Source organism: Acidobacteriota bacterium, from assembly GCA_016196065.1.
In the GTDB taxonomy this organism is placed as follows: domain Bacteria; phylum Acidobacteriota; class Terriglobia; order Terriglobales; family Acidobacteriaceae; genus Acidiflorens.
The window spans coordinates 163,229-185,971 of the sequence record JACPYL010000008.1; the positions used below are offsets into that span (position 1 = coordinate 163,229).

Consider the following 22,743-nt stretch of genomic DNA (forward strand, 5'->3'; position numbering starts at 1 on the left):
CGTATACTCAAAACGTTTCTGCGGTAGCTTCTCCATCAAGTTATTTATGGAAAGAGGTCATCATGGCTTCCCCGGCAATTGATTTCGCACGCAATAATCAACAACGGTTTCTTAGCGAATTGAAAGATCTACTGCGCATCCCCAGCATCAGCACACTCGACGAACACAAGGGTGACGTCCAGAAAGCGGCGGACTTTGTTGCCAATGAATTGCGCCGCATCGGCATGCAGAATGTCGAAATGATTCCGACCAAAGGGCATCCGCTGATCTATGCGGACTGGCTCCACGCTCCCGGCAAGCCGACCGTATTAATGTATGCGCACTATGACGTGCAGCCGCCTGATCCAGTGGATGAGTGGCATACGCCTCCGTTTGAGCCGACCGAGCGCAATAACAATATCTATGCGCGCGGCGCGGTCGACGACAAAGGCCAGCTCTGGATGGAAGTGAAAGCGCTTGAGGCTCTCCTCCAGGTGCATGAGGGCAAGCTTCCGATCAATGTGAAAGTGATCTTTGAAGGCGAAGAAGAAGTGGGTGGAGAGTCCATCGCCGAGTACGTCCGTAAACAGAAAGCGAAGTTGAAAGCGGACTTCGCGCTGGTCTGCGATACGGAACTGTTCGCTCCGAATCTTCCGACGTTGTGCGTGGGATTGCGCGGGCTGGTCTACACCGAGATCGAAGCCTTCGGCGCAAAAACTGATCTGCACTCGGGCATGTACGGCGGCGCAGCTCCGAATCCTTTCTTCGCGCTGATCGAGATCATTGGCAAGCTGAAAGACTCGAAGGGCAAGATCCTCATCCCCGGCTTTTACAAGGGCGTAAAAGCTCCCACCAAAGATGAACTGAAGGCGTGGAAGCGGCTGCCGTTCAACGAAGAGCACTATCGCAAGACGGAAGTGGGATCGAAGGTGCTGACCGGCGAGCCTGGATATTCGGCGCTCTATCGGACGTGGGCACGTCCCACGCTGGAAGTGCATGGCATGCCGGGCGGATTCGTCGCTCCGGGCGCGAAGACGGTGATTCCGGCGAAGGCGTCCGCGAAAGTTTCGATGCGGCTGGTGCCGAACCAGGATCCGAATGACATCCTGAAACGCTACACGGCGTTTGTGAAGAAACTAACGCCGAAGGGCATCGATCTGAAGATCAAAGTGTGGAGCAAAGGGCCAGCATGCGTCGTCGGCACCGATAACCGCTTCATCAAGGCTGCCACCGAAGCCCTGCATGACACGTTCAAGAAAGACACTGTGTTCATCCGCTCGGGCGGATCGATTCCAATCGTCACGGATTTTCAGGATGTGCTGAAGATTCCATCGGTCATGATGGGCTTCGGGCTCCCCGATGACAATCTGCACGCGCCGAACGAGAAGTTTCATATCCCCAATTTCCATCGCGGGATTGAGACGATTTGTACGTTCTTCGAGAAGTTGGGGTAAGTAAATTCATAACCACGGGGGTCACGGAGGAATTCTACGGGGGTTCTCCGTGTCCTCTGTGGTTATGCGCTTTTGCGGCAACGGCTCGATTCCGCACTAGAAGATCATCTTCACCGAAAACTGAATCTGCCGCGACGATCCAGCCGTCTTGCTGATCAGACCGAAGCCGCTGCCACGGACGACGTTCGATGGCAATCCGAAATTCACGATATTGAAAACGTTAAAGAACTCGGCACGAAATTCCACTGTGCCGAATTCCGCGTTGCCGCGGCGTCCGAAAGGTGTGTCCTTGATCAGGGCGACATCGAAGTTGTGAAAGCCGGGTCCGCGAAAGGTACTGCGGCCTAGAGTCCCGAAGCGGCCGTGATTGGGTCCGGTGCCGTCCGAGAGGTTGATGGGAATGTTGAAGAAGGAAGCGTTGTCGGCGCCGCGACCGAAATAGTCTGCACGCACGGCACGGCTAGTTGAGAAGTGCGGCGTCGAGGCCAGGTCGGGACGATCGGAACCGCCGGCTCCCGCGCCGGTCTGCTGGACCCCTGAATAAACGGTGAAGGGCGAGCCGGTCATCAGAGTCGTGATGTTCAGGAACTGCCATCCGGATGTCAGCGTCTTTCCCAGAGGCCGTAGAAACCCAACGCGGTCGAAGGGCAGCAACTGGATCCAGCTGACCGTGAAGACGTGGGTCACGTCAAAAGTAGAAGCGCCCTTCTCGGCGCGCGGATCCCACGGGTTCTGTGGCGCGGTTTGCAGAACGACTCCTGCACCCGCGATCGAACCTCCAATCACGGAACTGGTGTCATCGATCGACTTGGAATAGGTGTAGCTGGCCTGCAATCCGATTCCGGCGCGCGCAGAATTTTTGGTCAAGCTCATTTGTAGCGCGTGATAGCTAGAGTGGGAATCACTGGTGATGATGCCGACCTGGCCAAGCCCGCCGGTGCGGTTTCCGGCGTCATCGAACGTAGTGAAGGGCGCAAATGCGGGATCGGCTCCGGTATAGCTATTGGGGAAAAACGGCTCCGGCAGATGAATTCCGACCGTCGCTACGTAGGCAGCGGTGGCTTTGAAATCACGAAAAAAGTCGTGATCGATACCGAGCGTGTAGCTGCCAATGTAGCCGTTGCGAAAATTGTTTGCGATCCCATAGACAACGGGCAATTGAGTTTGGCCGCCGGGCGTCTGGTTGGCAACGTCTCGTTGAAAGCGCGCCAGGTCCATCACGGTGTTTGGTTTTGCATCGGTGCTGCGGTTATTCGGAAAAATCAGATTGCCCTCGAGATCGTAAGGCGGCGGCAACGGCTCGGGCACCACGGAATTCGAGAACGGAACGGCAGTGGTCGGCTCGGCAGTAAAGAACGGGTTGAAGACGAACGGAATTGCCGCGGTCAGAGAATTTTCCTGCCACAGGTTGGAGAGGCGCGTGGTGATGGCCCCGCCAGCATGAAGGACGGTGTGGTCCGAGAAAGCGTAGTCCACCGCCACGCGCGGGCCCCAGCCGTTCCAGTCTTTGTGGTAGGGCGGATCAGGGTTCACGACAAATTTGTAACTGGCCTGGTGATTCCAGTACGACGTGGGCTTCCCCTCTGCGTCGACAAAAAATGGCAGCGACGTTCTCTTGGTCGCTTCGTGGATGCGGCTGTTGATCTCGTAACGCAGTCCGTAGGAAATGGTGAGGCGCGGAGTGGCTTTCCAGGCATCCTGAAAATAGAAATTGTAGGCTTCGCGTCGGACTCCGGCTTCATCGAACTTGCCACCGATGGGAGTGAACTCGGCCACCGCAACGACGTTGTACGAGTAAGGTGTCGCAGTGAGCAGGCCCGTGAGTGAATCAGGCAGGGGGTCGCCGGGATTGATGTTGTGCGTTCCACTGGCTGAAATGATGGGTGGCGCCTCGGGGTCATTCGGCGCGTAATAGGCGGTCCCGCCGCCGAAGGAGTACGCGCCGTTTGGCGTCACACCGAAGATCGTCGAATCGCGGTTCACGCGAATCTCCACACCCCATTTGAAGGTATGGTTGCCGCGGATGCCGGTCATGTCGTGCTTCAACTGGTAGAGGTTGGAATAGGAACCGTAGATCGATCCTGCCGGAGCGCCGTAGGCAGAGAGCAGTCCGTCGCCGAAAAGAATTGCCGGTTGCGTGTGATTCGCGGCCGGAAAAAATGGCGTACTGCGGATGTATCCGAGAGAAGTTTGAAAACTGAGATGCGGGCTGATCGTGCGCGCGTAGCTCACGCCGGCGTTGCGCTGGTGATCGAAGAACTGAATCGCAAAACTGGGATCGAGAGCCGTCTGGTCGGGATTCGTAACTGGCCCAGTCACTTGATTCAGACTGAAGCGCGTGAAGAGCTGCGCTTTGTCCGAGAGGCGATGGTCCACGCGAATGGAAAATTGATCCGTGACAGTTTTGACCTTCGACGAAGTCGCGAACGTGCGGTCGCCGTATGGTCCAGCCGGATCGTTCGGTAGCGGATAGGCATGAAGAACCGGCTGGATCGCATCAGCGACAGGTACGGTGAGCGTGTCAGGATCGCAACCGCCCGCGTTATTCGGGAAGCAGACGTTCACAGTGCCATTGCGTTCGGCTTCGGTCGGCACCGGGAAGACTTGCGTGGTGCCGAGGATCTGTCGGAATCCCTGATACTCGCCGAAGAAGTATGTGCGATCGCGTCCGTTGTAGGCGGGAAGCACCACGGGCCCGCCAACCGCTCCGCCGAATTCATTGCGGATGAACGCCGGGATGCGGCGATGGTCAAGGCCGACGTGGTCGAAGTAGTTGCGGGCATCGAGCGATGCGTTGCGGGAAAATTCAAACATGCTGCCGTGAATCGCATTCGTGCCCGAGCGCGTGACCACGTTGGTGTATCCGGCCGCGCCGTGACCGATTTCAGGCAGCATCACGCCAGAGCTTGACTGCACTTCCTGAATGGCGTCGACGTTGAAATTGGAAAATGTGGCGCCGCCCATCTCGGGATCGGTGGTCTCCACACCGTCCATGGAAAAAACGGTGGTGGAGCCGCGCTGTCCGTTGACCGCGAACTGCTGTGTGAAGTTGGCCGCGCCGTTGGCGTCGGTCATGGTGCCGGCGGCGAGCAACAGGAGTTTGCTGAAGTCCCGCGAGTTCAGCGGCAAGCTGGAAACCTCGGAACCGGAGAGCCGCTCTCCGCCACTGGCCTGTAACGTGGCGGGGCCTAGTTCCTGTAGATAGACGAGGCCCTTATCAGCGGTCGACAGTTGCAGGACGGGTGGGAAGTGCACGCCGTCCTTAACATCGATCGCGCTTGCGGATCTGAATGTAGCCGACGGCGTGGTTACTGAGAGTCCGTATTTGGCTTCGGCGATATTGGAGAAGGTGAACTCTCCATTGGACGTGGTTGTGGTCGTGTACGCGGGCTTTGCAGAAGCGTCGGTCAGGATGACGGTTGCACCCGGAACAAGGCTGCCGGCAACGTCGTGCAACGTGCCAGTCCAGGAAGAAGACGCGAACGCGATCGAATTCGAGAGAATAAAGAGCACCGCCCCAAGCAGGCGGAAATAAGAGTGCATGACGCGAGAATTATACCGATGTATTGAGGCGAGGATTGCGAGTCTAATCTGCGACGAGGCATCGGAAGGTCTGGCCTGGTATAGCATTCTGGTGGGCAACGGTGGTGAGTAATGAATGCATCCGATTTCAGGCGGATTGCTTTGAGCCTTGACGGAGCCGAGGAAGGCTCGCACATGGGAGCGGTAGATTTCCGTGTGGGTGGCAGGATCTTCGCGACCCTCGCCGCGCAGAAACAAGGCTACGGGAACTTGATGCTGACCGTGGAACAGCAGGAGGAATTCGTCCGGGAGTTACCGGAGGTGTTCCTGCCGATTCCGGGTGGATGGGGCAGGATGGGAATGACCCACATCCGACTCGCACAGGCGGGAGAAGAAGTCCTAGCCGGTGCTCTGCGAGCCGCGTGGATTCTCAGAGTAGAAAAGAACAAGAAGCCGAAAAAGAAGACTGGCGGCGGGAGAAAACGATAGCGCGTACGGTGCTGAATATCCTCTCGGCTTTTAGCCGAATAGCGAGTTTCAAGAATGTTGCAAGATAGAAAATTTCCTTTCGTCCGGCATGCACTGGACATTTCACGGCGGGCCGGTCTCATCGCCATGATTGCCCTGGCAATGGGTACGCTAGGGTTCGGCCAAGGTGTTTCGCCAACACCACTTACGAAACACGCTGATCCACCAACGCGCGATCCGCACACTCCCGGCTACGTGACTGCGAAGGAGTTGCCCGATGGATCGGTCCCTCCGGTAAATGTGGACGGCAACTTCATCATCGGACCGACTCACGATATTGCTCCAGGAGTCTCCGCGCACAACGGCGCGACCAATTCCCTGCCGAACGGCGCCGTGATTGAGTTCACGATGAACTCAGTGGACAGCAGGATTTATCCCGGTATTGCGCGGGATGCAAATACGTTTGGGATCGTCGATCCGAAAGATCCGGCACGTCTGGTGGTTACGACCAGCCATCCGGCGCCGTATACGCGGAAGGTGGCGGTGTATGTACCGAAGCAGTATGTAGGGGGCAGCGTTGCGCCGTTCATCGTTGGGACGGACGGGCCGGACTGGTTGCTCTTTTCTGTTCTGGATTCCCTGATCGCACAACGCAAGCTTCCGGCAATGATTGCAATCTCGATCGACAACGGCAGCGGAGACGCGCAGGGTAGCCAGCGCGGGTTGGAGTACGACACGATGTCCGGCGTGTATGCCGAGTTTGTGGAGAAGGAAGTTTTGCCGCGGGTCGAAGCCGCGGCGCACGTGAAGCTCACAAAAGATCCCGACGGCCGCGCCACCACCGGCGGCAGTTCAGGAGGTTCGTGCGCGCTCATCATGGCCTGGTATCACCCGGAGCTCTATCACCGGGTGCTGACCTACTCGGGGACTTTTATCAACCAGCAGTGGCCGTACGATCCGCGGACGCCGCATGGGGCGTGGGAATTTCATGAGCATCTGATCCCCGACAATCCAGCGAAGCCGATTCGAATCTGGATGGAAGTGGGCGACCGGGATCTTTTCAATCCGAACGTGATGCGCGACAACATGCACGACTGGGTGCTTGCCAACGAAAAGATGGTGACGGTACTCGCCGCCAAGGGATATCACTATCAGTTTGTGTTTGCCCGGAATGCGTGGCACGTGGATCGCGCCGTCCGAGAGCAGACGCTGGCGGAAGCGCTGGAATATCTGTGGCAGGGGTATGGAGATGCAGCGGCTAAGAAGTGACCTCAGAGTTCATGGCGTTGCTTCGCGACAGAACTGAGTAGTCGCGGCAGGAGCACTGTCAATACAAGCACACCAACCAGCATGGGATAGAACAGGGCGATGCGTTCGAAGGCGCCAAACAACACAGACCAAATCGTCCCCAATATCAGGAGGGCTGCCCAGACACCCCAATTGGGTCTAATTGGCTGGAGTCTTGCACGGGATTGTGCCTGATCTAAAAAGACCAGTGGAGGAGTTGCAAGCGGCTGCGGCACCGGAGCGTCTTGCTTCCGGCGCTGCGCTAGTTCCTGGTCGTAGGTCAGGCGTTGGGCCGAGTCCGAAAGCACGCCGAAGGCTCGCACGAAGTCCCGGTACGCTTGTTGAATTTCGTCTTGCGTTGCGGTCTCTGGGATGCCGAGGACAGCATAGTAAGTGTCGGCGCTCATCGTTTCCCTCGATACCAACTCACTCGCTAACTGCGCGACGGAGTACCTGGTGCAAGGCCCGGGAGATATCTGGCACGATCGAGGAGAATACGAATCCCCGGAATCATAATAGACCCAGACTGGGGGGCTACCTCAGGTATTTCGGAATCGGGCACTATTCCGGGATGGATACGATTTTCCCTCGCCTGGCAAGAACGGGCACCACATGCTGACGCGAGAGGCGCAGGATGGAAAAAAGGGAGAGGACGGAGATCCGCCTGTGAATAGAAAAGCAGCTGTCGACACGCGCTTTGTTGCGCAGGACGCCGACAGCGGTCACGTTTCGCTAAAGCCAGCGAGCGGCCTTGTAACTACGTTTTCGTCTTTTTCGGCTTACGCTTTTCGCGTTTTGGAGCGTCTTTATTTCCCATGGCGATAGTTTCCCACAGTGTTGGAGATGGCGCCAGTCCATGAATTTCGACGCGTGCTCCGAAAGGTACTCCCACCGAACCCGGCGGGTACTCAGCCAATCGGGCGACAATCAGGTAAAATATTGTTACCGAGGTTTGTACTCCATGCGTAAACGTGTGTTGACGCTCTCTTCGCTATTTTTGTTGGTGACGGTGCTTTCGGCGCCCTGGCTGAGGTCCGACGATAAAGGCGTGCCGCACTACAATGCCGCGCCCGCCAAGGGCGACAAGCTGGAGCCGATCCTGACGAAGAATCAGCTTTGGGGAGACAACGCGCAGTATACGTACCAGACGCATGCGTATGAACTGGCGGCAAAGATTCCGGCGGTGATCCGCCAGCAGCCTTGCTATTGCTATTGCGACCGCGGCATGGGGCACAACAGCCTGCACAGCTGCTTTGCGGGCACGCATGGCGCGCAGTGCGGAACCTGCCTGCAGGAGCTGTATTACACCTACCAGATGAACAAGCAAGGCAAGACTCCGCGGCAGATTCGCGCGGGAATTATCAAAGGCGACTACAAGCAGATCGATCTGCAGACAGCCGCCAGCATCAATTGATCGTAATCCGGTAATCTTGTTCCTCCACTTTTTCGACAAGGCGGTTTAATGGCACCGAAGCTGATTGCAAAGAAGCAGGTAACAGAAGATCCACATCACACAGAAGCAGTGAAGAGTTACGAACAGGGTGTTCGCGCCCTGCAGGAGCGGAAGTTCGAGAAGGCCAAGGGGCATCTGCAGAAGGTATTGGCCGGGCCGAATAAGTCGCTCTGCGACCGCGCGAAAGTCCATCTCCAGACCTGCGACCAGCACTCCGACAAACCGGCGCTGCAGTTCAAGACGTCGGAGGAGCATTTCGATTTCGCGGTTTCGCTCATTAACACGGGCGACTACGAGACGGCGCGCGAGCATCTGGACAAGATGCTCAAACAGCAGCCGAAATCGGATTACGTTCTTTACGGACTGGCCGCTCTCAGCTGCCTGACGGGACACATTGAGGAAGCTCTCAAGACTCTGGATGAGGCGATCCAGGTGAGCCCGGCGCTACGTTTTCAGGCTCGCAACGATTCCGACTTCCAGAATCTGGCGGAAGATCCGCGCTTCACCGAACTGTTGTATCCAGATCCGGGAGCGGAAGCAGGCGTTGCGGAAGAGGAACTGAACACCTACTAACCGGCGCAACGGCCGGCTCAGGTGCTGCATGGTCTTGCAGCAGCGCATGCCCACATCCGATAACAACAAGGCTGGTGCGCGCGATCTGCGCGTCGTCGCCATCGGCGGCGGCACCGGCCTTTCCACCCTGCTCAAAGGGTTGAAGGGTTACGTCCTTACGCCGGCGCTGGCGGATTCGGGTCAGATTACGATCCGCGAACTGTGCGGCGTGGTAACGGTCAGCGACGACGGCGGGTCCAGTGGACGGCTGCGCAAAGAGTTCAACATGTTGCCGCCGGGCGACATCCGGAACTGCATCGTTGCCCTTTCCGAAGACGAGGCTCTGCTCTCCAAACTCTTTCAGCATCGATTTCAGAAGGGATCGGGGCTGGAGGGGCACAGTTTCGGAAACCTGTTTCTGGCTGCGCTGACCTCGATTACGGGAGATTTCGCCGAAGCGGTGCGGCTATCTTCAGAAATTCTCCTTACCCGCGGCCACATCTATCCGGCAACCGGATCGAGCGTGGAACTTGAGACGCTGATGGAAGATGGATCGCGGGTCCGCGGCGAAACCAAGATCACGGCAAGCAAGGGCAAGATTCGCGAACTGTTTCTCGTGCCCGCGCAGGTCGAACCGCTACCTCAAACGTTGGAAGCGCTGGCGTCCGCGGACTTGATTACGATCGGGCCGGGGTCGCTATTCACGAGCCTCATTCCCAATTTGCTGGTGAGCGGGATTGCCAAGGGGATCGTGGAGTCCCCGGCAGTGAAAGTGTTTGTGTGCAATCTGATGACGCAGGCCAACGAAAGCCTGGGTTTGTCGGCGGCAGATCATATCCGCGCACTGAATAAGCATGCGGGCGCGCAGCTGTTCGACTACGCGCTGATTAACCAGAAGCAGGCGTCGGCGGAGATGCAGGCCAAGTATGCATTGGAAGGCGCTTCGCAAATTGCAGCCGATCTGGAAGCGATTGAGGCGTTGGGCGTGTGCCCGATCCTGGGCGACTATCTCGATGAAGGCGAAGTGGCGCGGCATGCCACAGATCGCGTCGCACGAGATCTGATGGCATTGATGGCACAGGCGCCGGACCGGCAGTCGATGCCGCGCTAAGTAGCAGCGGCGCATCCCTCCGGAGGCCGAAGGCATGCGCTTCCCAAAGCCCTCTCTTGTTTGCGGTCTCCAGATTGCCGTATAAGTTGGACTGAACTCACTATGGCGAAAACGTTAGTTAGAAAGTCATCGTCTTCAAGCCGGCCGCCGCGCGTGGCGATTGCGATCATGGCCGCGGGTAAGGGAACGCGACTCAAGTCGAGGCATCCTAAGGTTCTCCATGAAGTCGGCGGAAAACCGATTCTCTCCCATGTGATCGCGACGGCGATGAAAGTTGTTCCGGCACAGGACATTTTTGTCATCATCGGCCACGAAGCGGATCAGGTACGAGCGGCGGTGGCGTCGACCGGCGTGCAGTTTGTCCTGCAGGCGGAGCAGCGCGGTACAGGACACGCGCTGATGGTCGCAAAGGACGCGCTCGCTGGCTACGATCAGGTGATCGTGCTTTCGGGCGATGCTCCATTGATTACCGCGGAGACGATTCAAAGACTCAGCGCGTTCCATTCCGCGCAAAAGGCTGCGATGACGTTGCTCAGTGCGGACCTGCAAGATCCGACTGGCTACGGTCGCGTGATTCGCAAGACTGCCAAAGGATCCGAGGTGCGGGCCATTGTGGAAGAGAAGGCCACGAACGCACAACAGAGGAAGATCCGCGAAATTAATTCTGGCTTCTATGCTTTTTCGGTGCCGGATCTCTACGAACACATCAGTAAGCTCTCCACCGACAATGCCCATCATGAGTACTACCTCACGGATATGGCTGCAGTGCTCGGGCGTGCGCGGAGCAAGGTGGTCGTGCAAAAAACTCCGAGTGCGGCGGAAGTTCTGGGGAGCAACAAGCGCTCGGAGATTGTCGATCTCGACGCGCGCATGCGCCTGGCAAAATGTGAACAGCTCATGGAAGAGGGCGTCACGATTTTTTATCCACAGACCTGTGTCATCGACAGCGACGTGCAGATCGGCGCGGACACCGTGATTGAGCCGTTCGTGCAACTTCGCGGCAAGACGAAGGTCGGGTCGGACTGCCGCATCCGTTCGTACAGCGTCATCAACAATACGGAGATCGGCGATGGCGTGATGGTGCTACCGGGCTGCGTAATGGACGATTCGCGGATCGCGAACAGGGCCACAGTTGGACCGTATTCGCGTCTTCGCCCGGGAAGTGATATCGGCGAAGGAGCGCATCTGGGAAATTTCGTCGAGACCAAGAAAACCAGGCTAGGCAAGGGTTCCAAGGCCAATCACCTCAGTTACCTGGGCGACGCGGAAATCGGCGAGGGCGTCAACGTGGGCGCGGGCACGATTACATGCAACTACGATGGCACGCACAAGCACAAAACGATTATCGAGGACGGCGTGTTCGTGGGCAGCGATTCCATTCTGGTTGCGCCCCTGAAGATCGGACGAGGTGCGTACGTTGCGGCCGCCTCGTGCATCACCGAGGATGTACCGGCGGATTCGCTCGCGCTGGGACGGGCCCGACAGACGGTGAAAGAGGGTTGGGCCGCGCAGCAGAGAAAAGCAAGAGGTCAGAAGTAAGACTGCAGAAGGTAGCAATCAAATTGCTGACTTCTTACTTCTGCAATTAGTCGGACTGGACAGCTTCCGCCTGCAACTCGGCGTGACGGTCGCCACGTTGAATCAGGACAATTGCTGCCAGAATTACCGCCGTCGCGATCACGATGCGCACGCTGATTGCTTCGGAAGCCCAGAGCCATCCCACCAGTACTGCTACCAGCGGATTGACGAAGGTATGGGTCGCGACCAGCGTCGGCGAGCAATGCTGCAAGAGCCATGTATAGGCGGTGAAAGCGATCACCGAACCGAAGGTGATCAGGTACGCCAGGCCCAGCCACGACTTCAGCGAGACCGCTCCCCAGTGCATGGCGGAAAACTCTCCCGATCCACCAGCAACCAATAGCAACATTGCAGCGCCACAAAGCACGGGGATCGCGGTGCGCCCGACGGGATCGCGCGGCAAGCGCAGTCTTGGGGAAATACATACTCCTACCGCCCATGAGGCGGCTCCGACCAGGATGGCGATCACCGCGATCGTCATCGAACTGCGGGTCGTAAATTCTCGCGCCGTCAGGATGCCGACGCCAGCCATCCCCATTAAGAGGCCTAGGCCGCTCTTCCAGTTGATCCGTTGTTGGCCCATAGCGGCGCCCAGGACCAATATCCAGAGGGGTTCGCTGGCCACCAGCAGTGCGGAAAGTCCTGACGATACATATTGCTCGGCCCAGTGCAGCGTACCGTGGCCGACCAGGAAGAACAGTGCGCCCAGGACCGTACCAGCAATCCAGTGCTCACGGCGCGGACGAAATCCGCGCGACCATGCGATCGCTAGCAGGATCACGCCTGCACTCGTATGACGGAGGCCTGCCGTAACCAACGGAGGGATGGTCTCAACCGCGTAGCGAATCGCCAGGTACGTGGTGCCCCACACAATGTAGATCGCAAAAAATGCGAGGACCATCGAGAGGCGCGACGGCCTTGCGGCGGGAGCAGCGATGGGCGCATGGATGGTCGCGGTCGACATAACTTGCAATACTCACTTTCGAAGGTTATATTCTAGAGAGCGATCTGTAACCTGTCAATGGACATTTCGCCAGTTACAATACGATCTTGATGAGAGTGTTCCTGTGAAGTTTCAAATTATTGCAGGCGAGCTTTGCCTGGACTTCATCAACACGGTGGACAACCGTCTTGTCCGGGAGAGGCGGCAGGAACTGGTGCCGTCCTACGCCGACTTGTTGGAGTGGGCGGTGCAAGCGGGAGCCGTTTCGGCCGGACAGCAGCGAATGCTCGGCCGTGAGGCCTTGGCCCATCCGGGCAGGGCCGAATCAGTTCACGAGCGCGCCGTGACATTGCGAGAGTGTTTGTACCGGATCGCGACTGCCATCGCGAATCATCGCAAGGTCGCCGCGAATGATCTTGGCGTTCTCAACACTTTTCTGGACGAAGCTCTTGCTCATCTCAAATTGCAGCCTAACCAAAAAGGATTCCGCATGGACTGGGCGCAATCCGATCTCCCACTGGATTTTGTCTTGTGGCCAATTGCCCGTTCTGCCAGCGATCTGCTGACTGGGGACGACCTCCAATATGTGCGGGAATGCGGGGCCGGCACCTGCCGTTGGCTCTTTGTGGATCGCAGCAAGAATCACAGCCGGCGATGGTGTGACATGAAGATTTGCGGTAACCGGATTAAGGCCCGAAAATTCTACCGGCGACAAGGCAGCGTGCGAAAGGCCCGTTCCCGATGAGAGCACAGAGACGCGGCAAGCCGCGTCTCTATGAAAGATTCGTTAGTTAGACAACTAGCGCGAGACGGCTGCGAACAATTCCGAGTGCAGTAGCGACTGGAATTTCTGGTCGTCGGTCTTGAAATGCACCTGCAGATTCGAGCTGTCGGAATCGACCGAAGTGCTGTCGAGGGCGGTCTTCTCGATCGGAGAAGCGTTGAGCTTCTTGTAGAGCATGCCGGCTTTGACCAGTGACGACAGGGTTGCGGCGGTCATGGAGTCGGACGTCAGCACGCTCAGATCAAAGTTCACGCCGCTCTGAAAGCTCATGGTATAGCGCGACGCGAGGATGCGCTTCTTGAGAGTCTCGTAATCGGCGATTTTGGATGCGTCACCCAATGCGGAACGCATCATGGCCTGGGTTCCCTGCTGGTCGAGGACGCTCCACACGGGCGAACCGTCCACCGACGCCATCTGCTCCGCCATCTGGGGATTGGAATCGAGCGTGGGGCGCTTCCCGTCACGGGCGTCGAGGCCGCTCTTTAAAGAGGCCTGCGTCCCGAAAGCCAGAGTGTTGTCGTCGAGAAAAGTCATGATCAGGCCGTCGGCCATTGGATAAAGCAGAGCGGTGCCGTATTTCACGGAACTGATCTTCTTGAGCTTCATTCTCTTGAGGACAGCCTTCGCCGAGAATGATCCCTGGGCAACGCTCACGACCTGCAGTCCCTGCTTGCCGGAACGGAATGAGGCGAAGGTCAACTGGTCAAGGTCGTGTTCCGCGTCGATGCCGATGCCCTTGAGAGCCGCTTCGAACTGCTTGAGGTTCTCGGGCAGTACCTGCGCCTTGAGGGCCTGGGCAGTGGGAGAATCCTTGAGAGCGCGGTAGTCGACGCCGATCAGTTGCTGAATTTCAGCAGGCACCATGGCACGCGCTGACGAGGCGATCGGCATGGCATAGCCGGCGGTCGCGCACAAAAGAATTACAGCAAAAACACTATTTTTCATAAACATCATTCCTCGTGAGGGTCTGCATGGTTGGATGCGATCTGCAAAGTACCCGGTTCACGATCCAGATACTATTTTAATGCCGAATCGGAGGTTGAAACCGGTACTAAAGTGCATACCTGGGACCTGTCATTGGAACGTGGAAATGAGCGGAACTTGCGCGGTCAAATGGAAGATTCTGTCGTCTCGCGAAGCGATGGATCTGTGCTGTCACGGAAAGATGCGGTCCCGGTTCGCTCGGGATGACAGTTCTATTTCAACGCCAGAGCCTTCCTCCTGGTCTGCGCGACAAAGGCATCGTCTTTCAGCAATTCCAGATTGATCTCCACGTTGGCAAGCGCGCCTGTCAGCGCCGCTTGGGCTAGTGCGATGGCCGTGGTCAGATCGGACTTCATATTGGGATTGGTGATGGCCTTGAGCTTTTCGGCGATGGCCGCAACTTCAACGACGCCCTCTGCGACTCCGAGAGGGACGTTGGTGGCTTGTTTCAACGCGGCGGTGATGGCTGTATCGCCATCAGACGATTCTTTCGCTGACTTGTACGCCTTCATCACCTGGTTATAGGACTCCGCATCGGCGTCGATGGCGGCTTTGAGTTCTTCGCGGAGCTGGCCGAGGCGCGCGATGGCTTCGCTGTGCGCGGCTTCGTGCTGGAGATAGGCCTTCTTGCCGCGCGACATCGTGGCGACCATGGTGGCGAGTCCGGCGGCCATGGCTCCGCTCGCGGCAGCGGCGCTACCTCCGCCGGGAGTGGCGGTGGCGGCGGCGAGTTGCTCGACGAAGGGCTCGACTCCTGCACGCAGTCCGCCGACCGCCATCTTGCCGCTGATGACGGCGGCGAGGCGGTTCTCGAGGATCAGCGAGGAATCGAAGTTTTCCACCTGCAGGAACCACTCGGCGGCTTGCTCGAGAGCTTTCTTCGGGAGGAGTCCGACGATCTCGCTGGAGACTGGGATCACGCCATAACGCGCAGCTTCGCGCTTTACGTATTCGAAGACGCGGTGAATGGGCGTCTGCTCGAAATCAGTGAGGTTCATCGAGACTTGCGCCATGCCACGGACAAGGAATCCTGCGCCCTTGACGAAGCGCAATCCTCCGCTGGAAAAACGCACGGCTTTAGCGACCTTCTTGGCGATGTCGACGTCGGTCGTATTCAAAAAGACGTTGTAAGCAATCAGCGCTTTGCGGGCGCCGACGACGGTCGCTCCGGCCGTGGGATGGATGCGTGGTTCTCCGATATCGGGGCGGCGCGCGGGGTTGGTCGCGATCTCATCGCGGATGCCTTCGAATTGTCCGCGGCGGATGTTTTCCAGTCCCTGGCGCTCGGGAGTGGCGGCGGCCGCTTCGTAGAGGTACACCGGAATCTGAAAGCGCTTCCAGATTTCCGCGCCGACATGCTTCGCCATGGCCACGCAGTCTTCGATGGTGACGCCTTCGATTGGGATAAACGGCACAACGTCGGCGGCTCCCATGCGCGGGTGAGCGCCCTGGTGCTTGGTCAGGTCGATCAACTCCGAGGCCTTGCCTACTCCGCGGATCACTGCTTCCTGAATGGCATCGCGATCGCCGACAAGGGTGATCACGCAGCGGTTGTGGTCGGAATCCATCTCGCGGTCGAGAAGATAGACGCCGGACATTTTCATGGCGTCGACGATGGCATCGACTTTGGCTTTGTCACGGCCTTCGGAAAAATTCGGGACACATTCGACGAGCGTGGTCGGCATACGCGAGAAGGATAAAGGGAGGAAGCAGGTCCCGCAACTCTGACTGCCTTCCTCCGTGACCTCCGTGACCCCCGTGGTGGAGAACCAACTCTTAACCACGGGGGACACAGAGGTCACGGAGGAAAACGGGATTGACCTAGGCGGGTGCTAAAATCCGTGATTCGCCGTTGTCAGTGGCGGCGAATGAACCGGGAGGGCGTCAAATTATGCCAAAGTACGTGATCGAGCGGGAAATCCCGAATGCCGGGAAGTTGAGCGCGCAGGATTTGAAGGGAATCTCGCAGACGTCATGCGGAGTGTTGCGCAATCTGGGACCGCAAATCCAGTGGGTCGAGAGCTTCGTCACCGATGACAAGATTTATTGCATTTACATCGCGCCCAACGAAGAGATAATCCGCGAGCATGCCAAGCAGGGGGGATTTCCGGCGAACAGGGTTTCGGCAGTGCGCAACGTGATCAGTCCCACGACCGCGGAGTAACGGCCTCCTGTGACTGCTTCCCGAAGACCAACGATCGGCGTATTTGATTCCGGCGTGGGCGGATTGACCGTCCTGCGCGCGCTACTGGGCCGCGTACCGGACGCTGACTATCTGTATTTCGGCGACTCGGCGCGCCTGCCGTACGGATCGAAGTCCGCGGCAACGGTGGCCCACTATGCCACGGGAGCGGCGCATTTCTTGCAAGAACACGGCGCTGAGTTGCTGGTCATTGCCTGCAACACTGCGACGGCTCTCGCCCTCGACGAAATCAAAGCGGCAGCACAGGTGAAAGTCATCGGAGTAGTCGAACCGGGCGCTGAGGCCGCAGTTGCGGCCAGCCGCAAAAAGAAAGTCGTCGTCCTCGGCACCGAAGCCACCGTCGCCAGCCACGCTTACCGGCGCGCGCTGGAGAGTAAAGGAGTCGCCGCGACGGAGAAAGCGTGTCCCCTGTTTGTACCGCTCGTCGAAGAGGGCTGGACCGAGCACACTGTCACCGAACAGGTGGCGCGAATTTATCTGTCGGAGGCGTTCGCAGACGACTCGCATGACGCAGATGTGCTGGTGCTGGGCTGCACGCACTATCCGCTAATCCAGCCTTTGCTGCGGCGAGTTGCGCCGGATCACATCACCATCGTGGATTCGGCAGAGTCGACGGCGCAGGCGGTCGCGGAAGAACTGCGGAAGTCGCCGCTCCACCTGCAGGGAGAGTCTGAAAAACGGGCGGTGCCGCGCCTCAAGTTCTTTGCCACTGATTCGGCGGAGAAGTTCAAGAAGATGGGGACGCGGTTTCTGGGACGCCCAGTCGAGGATGTGGTGCACGTGGACTTAAAGGAGTAGGAACAGATTGAAAGTGGTCGGCAAGATCGAGAGTCTCTGGCGATACCCGGTCAAGAGCATGCGCGGCGAGGAGTTGCAGGAAGCCTTTGTCGGGTTTCCTGGCGTCTACGGTGACCGTTTGTATGCCTTTCGGAGCGCGGCATCCCCGCCAGGATTCCCCTGGCTGACGGCACGCGAGCAGGAAGCGATGCTGCTGTATCGGCCCCGCTACCGGCATTCCGAGCGCACGCTCCAGCCGGATAACCTCGCGGAAGCGGAAGCGCTCGGGTCTGGCCTCACGCCGGTCTATGGGGAACTCTCCGATCTCATGGTGGACGTCGATACACCGGCAGGAGAACGGTTCGCCATTGATGATCCCAAGCTGATGAGCCTGCTGCGCGAAGGCATCGCAGAGAAACATGAACTGACGCTACTTCGATCCCACCGGGCAATGACAGACTGCCGCCCTATCTCGATCTTTTCCATCCAAACCGCACGCGCGCTGAGCCAGGAGTTAGGAATCGACGTGGACAAGCGGCGATTCCGCGCCAATCTTTATGTCGATCTTGAATCGGAAAAAGGTTTCGGTGAAGACGAGTTCGTGGGCCGGACCTTACGGATTGGTACAAGAGCGGCAGTCGCAGTGCTAAATCGCGACTCCCGCTGCAAGATCATCACACTCGATCCCGACACCGCGCAGCCTGGTCCCGAGTTGATGAAGCGGCTGGCTCGCGACCATGAAGGCCAGGCCGGGGTCTACGGAGCAGTTCTGGTGGAGGGAACCATACGGCCAGGCGACGAGATCACGCTGTCGGATTGAGGCAGGATCACTGCCTCGCCACTGCTGCTCCAATCAGTGCGCGCTTCACAACACGATGGCGCAACAAAAACGGCCGCTTGCGCGGCCGCTCTTTAATTCTAAAGATCTGAATGCTAGTACAGCCGGAAATTTACCTGGACTGAAATCAGGACGTTGACGGGCTTGCCGTCTTTGGTGGCGGGATCAAAACGCCATTTCCTGACTGCTTCAATCGCTTTTTCGTCCAGACCAAGACCAAGTGTATTCGTGACTTTGATGTCATGCGCCAGACCGTCTGGTCCAACGACGACGGAAAGTACGCAGGTGCCCTGATACTTCGCTTTGCGGGCTTCTTCGGAATACTCAGGTTCGGGATCGTAAATCAGCTTCGGGGCTGCAACACCGTTGCCAACGCGGAATACACCGCCGCCGGTGCCGCCACCGCGGCCTTCACCGAATCCGGGGCCAGTACCCATCCCAACACCACCGCCTGATCCGGAGCCGATGCCTGCACCGGAACCCACTCCGTTTGAGGGGGGCGCCGTAGAGTGCGAAAGAGGATCTCCCAAGTTTGGGAGAGTGAGCTGCGCCAACTTCACGTCTGGCGCCATCACTACGGTCGCTTCCTTGGGCAGGATCGGATGCTGATTACGGATCACTGCGGCCGGCGGAGTGAACTGTTCCAAAGCCTTCTTTGGCAGGCGTCCCTGTGAAGCTTGAATTTTGTCGCGATCGCCGCCACCGCCACCACCGCCCGAAATCTTTTTCGAAGGCTCCAAGGTCGGAATGCCGTCCGGAGCAAGCAGCACGATTGTTTCCTGGGGCTTCAGTTCAGTGACCACTCTGCGCGCAAATAGTGCGCCGCTAATGATGATCGCCACGGCGATGATGTGAACGACCGTCGATCCCAGAGCGCCTCGAGACTTGTAGTTCCCGTAGAGCCCCCAAATGTCCCGCACTGGAACTGGCTTCGAGGTCAATACCAGAGGCGGCAACTTCTTCGGGAAGAAGAAATCATCCAAGCCCTGAAAAAGTCTCTTGTAAAGGGGGCCGTCTAGAATTTCATCTTTCAGGAGGAGATTGAGCGTGGGCTCAGGGGCTGCAGGACTGGCCAGCTCTTGCGGATTCCGCGGGATTTCGATGTCGGCCATATTTTCCGAGGAAGCTGCCCCGCGTCAAAACAAGGGCAGAGCATTGCTTTCTATTCCCTTAGATGCGCGAACTGTCCGCTATGACAAAAATTGTACACGCTTTTTCTCAAAGCGATACAGTACTTTTTGCATACGGACGGTTGTTCCCGTCTCCAATAGACGTGTCCTTCTGCGCTCCCTATAATGAAAAGATTCAATCATTTGGGAGAATCCAGCTAGTGCCGAGCGAGTTCAAATCCACCCTCAACCTGCCTAAAACCGACTTCTCAATGAAGGCAAATCTTCCCGTCAACGAGCCCAAGATGCTGGCTCGCTGGGAAGAGATGGCCCTCTACGAGCGTGTGCGAACGGCTCGCAAGGGATCGCCTGTTTACCTGTTGCATGACGGCCCTCCCTATACCAGCGGCCCCATCCACCTCGGCACCGCCATGAACAAGTGCCTGAAGGACTTCATCGTGAAGTCCAAAACCATGTCGGGCATGGACGCGCCCTATGTGCCGGGATGGGACTGTCATGGACTGCCCATCGAAATCAAAGTCGACAAAGAACTCGGCGGCAAGAAGCTCCAGATGCGGCCGAACGACGTGCGCGCGGAATGTCGCAAGTACGCGCAAAAATATCTCGATCTGCAGCGCCAGCAGTTCAAGCGCATCGGCGTCTTCGGACGCTTCGACGATCCCTACGTCACCATGAATCCGCAATACGAGTCGGTCGTGCTCGAGACATTTTTCTCGTTCTACGAAAACAACTTCGTCTACAAAGGGCTGCGTGCCGTCTACTGGTGCATGCACGACGAAACTGCGCTTGCCGAAGCGGAAGTCGAGTACGAGAACCACACCAGTTCGACCGTCTGGGTGAAGTATTCCCTGCTCGACGATCCCGCTGGAATAGACGCGTCACTGGCCGGAAAGAAAGCGTCGACGATCATCTGGACGACCACTCCGTGGACGCTGCCGGCATCGATGGCGGTCGCATTCCATCCGGATGAAGAGTACGTAGCGCTGGAGTCTGGCGGCGAAGTGTACATCGTCGCTTCGAAGCTGGCGAAAGATGCGGCTGAAAAGTGCGGCCTCGCCAACCCTCGCGAACTCGCTCACTTCCCTGGGCGAAAGATGGAGCGGCTGAACTTCCAGCATCCATTTCTCGATCGCAAAGTCCTGGGCGTGCTGGCCGATTACGTCACTATGGATACGGGCACGGGCGTTGTTCATACCGCTCCGTCGCATGGTGCGGAGGATTTCATCACGGGCGTGAAGTATGGCCTCGACGCGACCAGCAACGTCGACGAAAAAGGCATCCTGCGCAACGGACTGCCGGAATACACAGGCAAGCGAGTGTGGGAGGCGAATGCGCCGATCATAGAACTGGTGAAGAGCCGCGGGGCTCTGCTGCATACGGAAAAGACGGAACATTCCTATCCGCATTGCTGGCGTTGCCACAACCCGGTCATTTTCCGCGCGACCGAGCAATGGTTCATCTCGATGGAAACGCCGATGCCGGATGGAAAGTCGAAAGCGGACACGCTGCGCACCCGGACACTGGAGCGAATCAAGGATGTGAAGTGGGATCCGGCGTGGGGCGAAGAACGCCTTTCGAACATGATCCAGACTCGGCCCGACTGGTGTATCTCGCGGCAACGAGTGTGGGGCGTGCCGATCGCAGTCTTCCTGTGCGAATCATGCGGCAAGCCGTTGAATGATCATGCGGTGAATCGCAAAGTGGTGGAACTGTTCGCGCGCGCGGGGGCCGATGCGTGGTTCACGTCCGAGCCAGACACGATTGTTCCGACGGGAACGAAATGCGCTCATTGCAGTGGCACGAAGTTCGAAAAAGAAACGGACATCTTCGACGTGTGGCTGGAGTCGGGCGCGAGCTACCTGACTCTCCGTGCGGCAGACCCGCAAAATCCGTGGCCTGCGGATCTTTATCTCGAAGGCGGCGACCAGTATCGCGGATGGTTTCAGTCTTCCCTGCTGTGCGCGATGGGAACTCACGCCACGCCGCCGTTTCGCGGCGTCGTCACACCGGGGTGGACGCTGGACGAAAAAGGCCAGGCGATGTCGAAGTCGCGTGGCAACGATGTCGATCCGGTCGATATCGCAAATCGACTCGGCGGCGAGATTGTGCGGCTGTGGACGGCTTCGGTCGATTTCCGCGAAGACGTGGTTGGGTCCGAAGCGCTGATGCAGCGGGTAGGCGAGAACTACAAGAAAATCCGTAACACGTTCCGCTACATCCTGAGCAATCTGTACGATTTCGATCCGCAGAAAGACTCGGTGCCCTTCGGCGAGATGGAAGTGCTCGACCAGTACATGCTGCGGCAGACCTCCGCGTTCGCGAACGATGTCAGGAAGTCGTATGACGACTTTGCATTTCACAGGATTTATCACCGGGTGAATCATTTCTGCATCGTGGACTTGAGCGCGTTTTACTTCGATGTGCTCAAAGACCGCTTCTACATTTCCGCTCCCAAGTCGCTCGGCCGGCGTTCGGCGCAGACTGCGGTCTGGCGGATTGGAGAGGCACTGGCGCGTTTGCTGGCGCCGATCCTGACGTTCATGTCGGAGGAGATCTGGGAGCATCTGCCGAAGATTGCGAGCCGGGAAGAGAGCGTGCACCTGGCGATGTTTCCGGCGACGTCCGACATCCTGGGCGCGGGCGCTACCCCGCACAGCGAACAACAGGATCAGGATTGGGCGGCCTTGCGGTCAGTGCGTGACGAAGTCCTGAAGGCGCTCGAAGAGGCACGCAACCAGAAACTCATCGGAACGGGACTCGAGGCGCAGGTCGCAATCACGGCGGCGGATCCGATGTTCTCGCTCTTGAAACGTTACGAGGGAGAATTGCGGTATCTGTTCATCGTTTCGGCGGCGAGCGTTGTGCAAGGTTCGGGCAATGGCAGCAGCGGAGTCCAAGTCGCAGTGAAAAAGGCCGACGGCACGAAGTGCGAGCGCTGCTGGAACTACTCGACTCGGGTTGGTGAGGATAAGACCTATCCGACCGCGTGCGAGCGCTGTAGCGCCGTGCTAAATGTGATTGATGTGGGGACAGGTCTCTGACCTGTCCCGGCCCGCAGGGCCGCCATTTTTTATTGCACAGTAAAAAACTGCTGAGCATGGCTCGGCATGGACAGGTCAGAGACCTGTCCCCACGTTTTAGTTGAGTGTCTAAGACAGGGGTTCTGCTGTTCATGCGTAAGTATCATTTTCTGATTGCGGTGATCGTGATTGCGTTGGATCGCGTCACCAAAATAACGATCGCTCGCCGGTTGTCGTTTCACGACAATATTCGAGTGATCCCAGGATTCTTCAGCATCATCCACACCGAGAACCGGGGCGCTGCATTTGGGCTCTTCGCGGACTCGCCTTCGCAATGGAAGGTCGGCGTGCTGATTCTGTTCTCGCTGATCGCGTTATCGATCGTCTCGGTGCTGCTTTGGAAGACGAGCCACCGGTTCACGACCACCGGCATTGGTCTCTCGCTGATTCTAGGCGGCGCGATCGGGAACTTGTGGGATCGCGTGGTCAGCGGGCACGTCGTGGATTTTCTGCTGCTCTATGTCGGGCAGCATCAGTGGCCGGCCTTCAACGTGGCGGACAGTGCGATTGTGGTGGGCGCGGTGCTGCTGGTGATTGAGATTTTGTTTGCAAAGCCAACGACGCATACGACGGTGTGAGACCAAACTCCGCCAAGCACCT

General features: G+C 58.0%; 19 protein-coding genes. 13 read left to right on the top strand and 6 right to left on the bottom strand.

Features of this window, described 5'->3' with window-relative positions:
• Positions 1-62 precede the first annotated feature (62 nt).
• On the top strand, positions 63-1,433 hold the full coding sequence (locus HY010_01850) for a dipeptidase (protein MBI3474447.1): 1,371 nt from the start codon (positions 63-65) through the stop codon (positions 1,431-1,433).
• A gap of 96 nt (positions 1,434-1,529) precedes the next feature.
• Here HY010_01850 and HY010_01855 read toward each other — a convergent pair whose 3' ends face one another.
• Positions 1,530-4,976, bottom strand: a complete 3,447-nt coding sequence (locus HY010_01855) for a TonB-dependent receptor (GenBank protein MBI3474448.1) — start codon at positions 4,974-4,976, stop codon at positions 1,530-1,532.
• A gap of 111 nt (positions 4,977-5,087) precedes the next feature.
• Between HY010_01855 and HY010_01860 the strand changes: the two genes are divergently transcribed.
• Both HY010_01860 and HY010_01865 read left to right on the top strand, forming a co-directional pair.
• Complete coding sequence (locus HY010_01860) at positions 5,088-5,444, top strand: MmcQ/YjbR family DNA-binding protein (protein ID MBI3474449.1); 357 nt, start codon at positions 5,088-5,090, stop codon at positions 5,442-5,444.
• A 126-nt stretch (positions 5,445-5,570) separates the two neighbouring features.
• Positions 5,571-6,692 (top strand): esterase family protein, encoded by a 1,122-nt coding sequence (locus HY010_01865; protein ID MBI3474450.1) that lies wholly within the window; start codon positions 5,571-5,573, stop codon positions 6,690-6,692.
• Positions 6,693-6,694: 2 nt separating this feature from the next.
• Here HY010_01865 and HY010_01870 read toward each other — a convergent pair whose 3' ends face one another.
• Positions 6,695-7,117, bottom strand: a complete 423-nt coding sequence (locus HY010_01870) for a hypothetical protein (protein ID MBI3474451.1) — start codon at positions 7,115-7,117, stop codon at positions 6,695-6,697.
• Positions 7,118-7,671: 554 nt separating this feature from the next.
• Between HY010_01870 and HY010_01875 the strand changes: the two genes are divergently transcribed.
• From HY010_01875 to glmU, 4 genes are all read left to right on the top strand, one after another.
• Entirely contained in the window at positions 7,672-8,124 is a 453-nt protein-coding gene (locus HY010_01875; GenBank protein MBI3474452.1) for a hypothetical protein, read from the top strand.
• Positions 8,125-8,172: 48 nt separating this feature from the next.
• Positions 8,173-8,736, top strand: coding sequence for a tetratricopeptide repeat protein (locus HY010_01880; GenBank protein ID MBI3474453.1), 564 nt, complete (start codon positions 8,173-8,175; stop codon positions 8,734-8,736).
• A 46-nt stretch (positions 8,737-8,782) separates the two neighbouring features.
• The gene (gene yvcK, locus HY010_01885; protein MBI3474454.1) at positions 8,783-9,826 is read left to right on the top strand and encodes a uridine diphosphate-N-acetylglucosamine-binding protein YvcK; all 1,044 of its coding nucleotides are present in this window, start codon (positions 8,783-8,785) and stop codon (positions 9,824-9,826) included.
• Between the two features lie 102 nt (positions 9,827-9,928).
• Positions 9,929-11,365 carry a bifunctional UDP-N-acetylglucosamine diphosphorylase/glucosamine-1-phosphate N-acetyltransferase GlmU gene (gene glmU, locus HY010_01890; protein ID MBI3474455.1) on the top strand — a complete coding sequence of 479 codons (1,437 nt, stop codon included), beginning with the start codon at positions 9,929-9,931 and terminating at the stop codon, positions 11,363-11,365.
• 46 nt (positions 11,366-11,411) lie between these two features.
• On the opposite strand, the gene HY010_01895 is transcribed toward glmU, so the two are convergent.
• On the bottom strand, positions 11,412-12,368 hold the full coding sequence (locus HY010_01895) for an EamA family transporter (GenBank protein ID MBI3474456.1): 957 nt from the start codon (positions 12,366-12,368) through the stop codon (positions 11,412-11,414).
• Positions 12,369-12,471: 103 nt separating this feature from the next.
• On the opposite strand from HY010_01895, the gene HY010_01900 reads away from it, so the two are divergent.
• Complete coding sequence (locus HY010_01900) at positions 12,472-13,092, top strand: ABATE domain-containing protein (protein MBI3474457.1); 621 nt, start codon at positions 12,472-12,474, stop codon at positions 13,090-13,092.
• A 54-nt stretch (positions 13,093-13,146) separates the two neighbouring features.
• Here the strand turns inward: HY010_01900 and HY010_01905 are convergent, their stop codons facing one another.
• Positions 13,147-14,076: a hypothetical protein gene (locus HY010_01905; GenBank protein MBI3474458.1), complete on the bottom strand. Its 930-nt coding sequence runs from the start codon at positions 14,074-14,076 to the stop codon at positions 13,147-13,149.
• Positions 14,077-14,327: 251 nt separating this feature from the next.
• Positions 14,328-15,800, bottom strand: coding sequence for a glutamate formimidoyltransferase (gene ftcD / locus HY010_01910; protein ID MBI3474459.1), 1,473 nt, complete (start codon positions 15,798-15,800; stop codon positions 14,328-14,330).
• A 206-nt stretch (positions 15,801-16,006) separates the two neighbouring features.
• Between ftcD and HY010_01915 the strand changes: the two genes are divergently transcribed.
• Genes HY010_01915 through HY010_01925 form a run of 3 tightly spaced genes read left to right on the top strand, consistent with a single transcriptional unit; the run spans position 16,007 to position 17,915 of the window.
• Entirely contained in the window at positions 16,007-16,279 is a 273-nt protein-coding gene (locus tag HY010_01915) for a DUF4242 domain-containing protein (GenBank protein MBI3474460.1), read from the top strand.
• 9 nt (positions 16,280-16,288) lie between these two features.
• A complete protein-coding gene (locus tag HY010_01920) occupies positions 16,289-17,116 on the top strand; it encodes a glutamate racemase (GenBank protein ID MBI3474461.1) in 828 nt (275 codons plus the stop codon).
• Between the two features lie 7 nt (positions 17,117-17,123).
• Positions 17,124-17,915, top strand: a complete 792-nt coding sequence (locus HY010_01925) for an MOSC domain-containing protein (GenBank protein MBI3474462.1) — start codon at positions 17,124-17,126, stop codon at positions 17,913-17,915.
• 113 nt (positions 17,916-18,028) lie between these two features.
• On the opposite strand, the gene HY010_01930 is transcribed toward HY010_01925, so the two are convergent.
• Positions 18,029-19,045 (bottom strand): energy transducer TonB, encoded by a 1,017-nt coding sequence (locus tag HY010_01930; GenBank protein MBI3474463.1) that lies wholly within the window; start codon positions 19,043-19,045, stop codon positions 18,029-18,031.
• Between the two features lie 80 nt (positions 19,046-19,125).
• Between HY010_01930 and ileS the strand changes: the two genes are divergently transcribed.
• Entirely contained in the window at positions 19,126-22,104 is a 2,979-nt protein-coding gene (gene ileS / locus HY010_01935; protein MBI3474464.1) for an isoleucine--tRNA ligase, read from the top strand.
• A gap of 131 nt (positions 22,105-22,235) precedes the next feature.
• A complete protein-coding gene (gene lspA, locus HY010_01940) occupies positions 22,236-22,721 on the top strand; it encodes a signal peptidase II (GenBank protein ID MBI3474465.1) in 486 nt (161 codons plus the stop codon).
• Positions 22,722-22,743 lie beyond the last annotated feature (22 nt).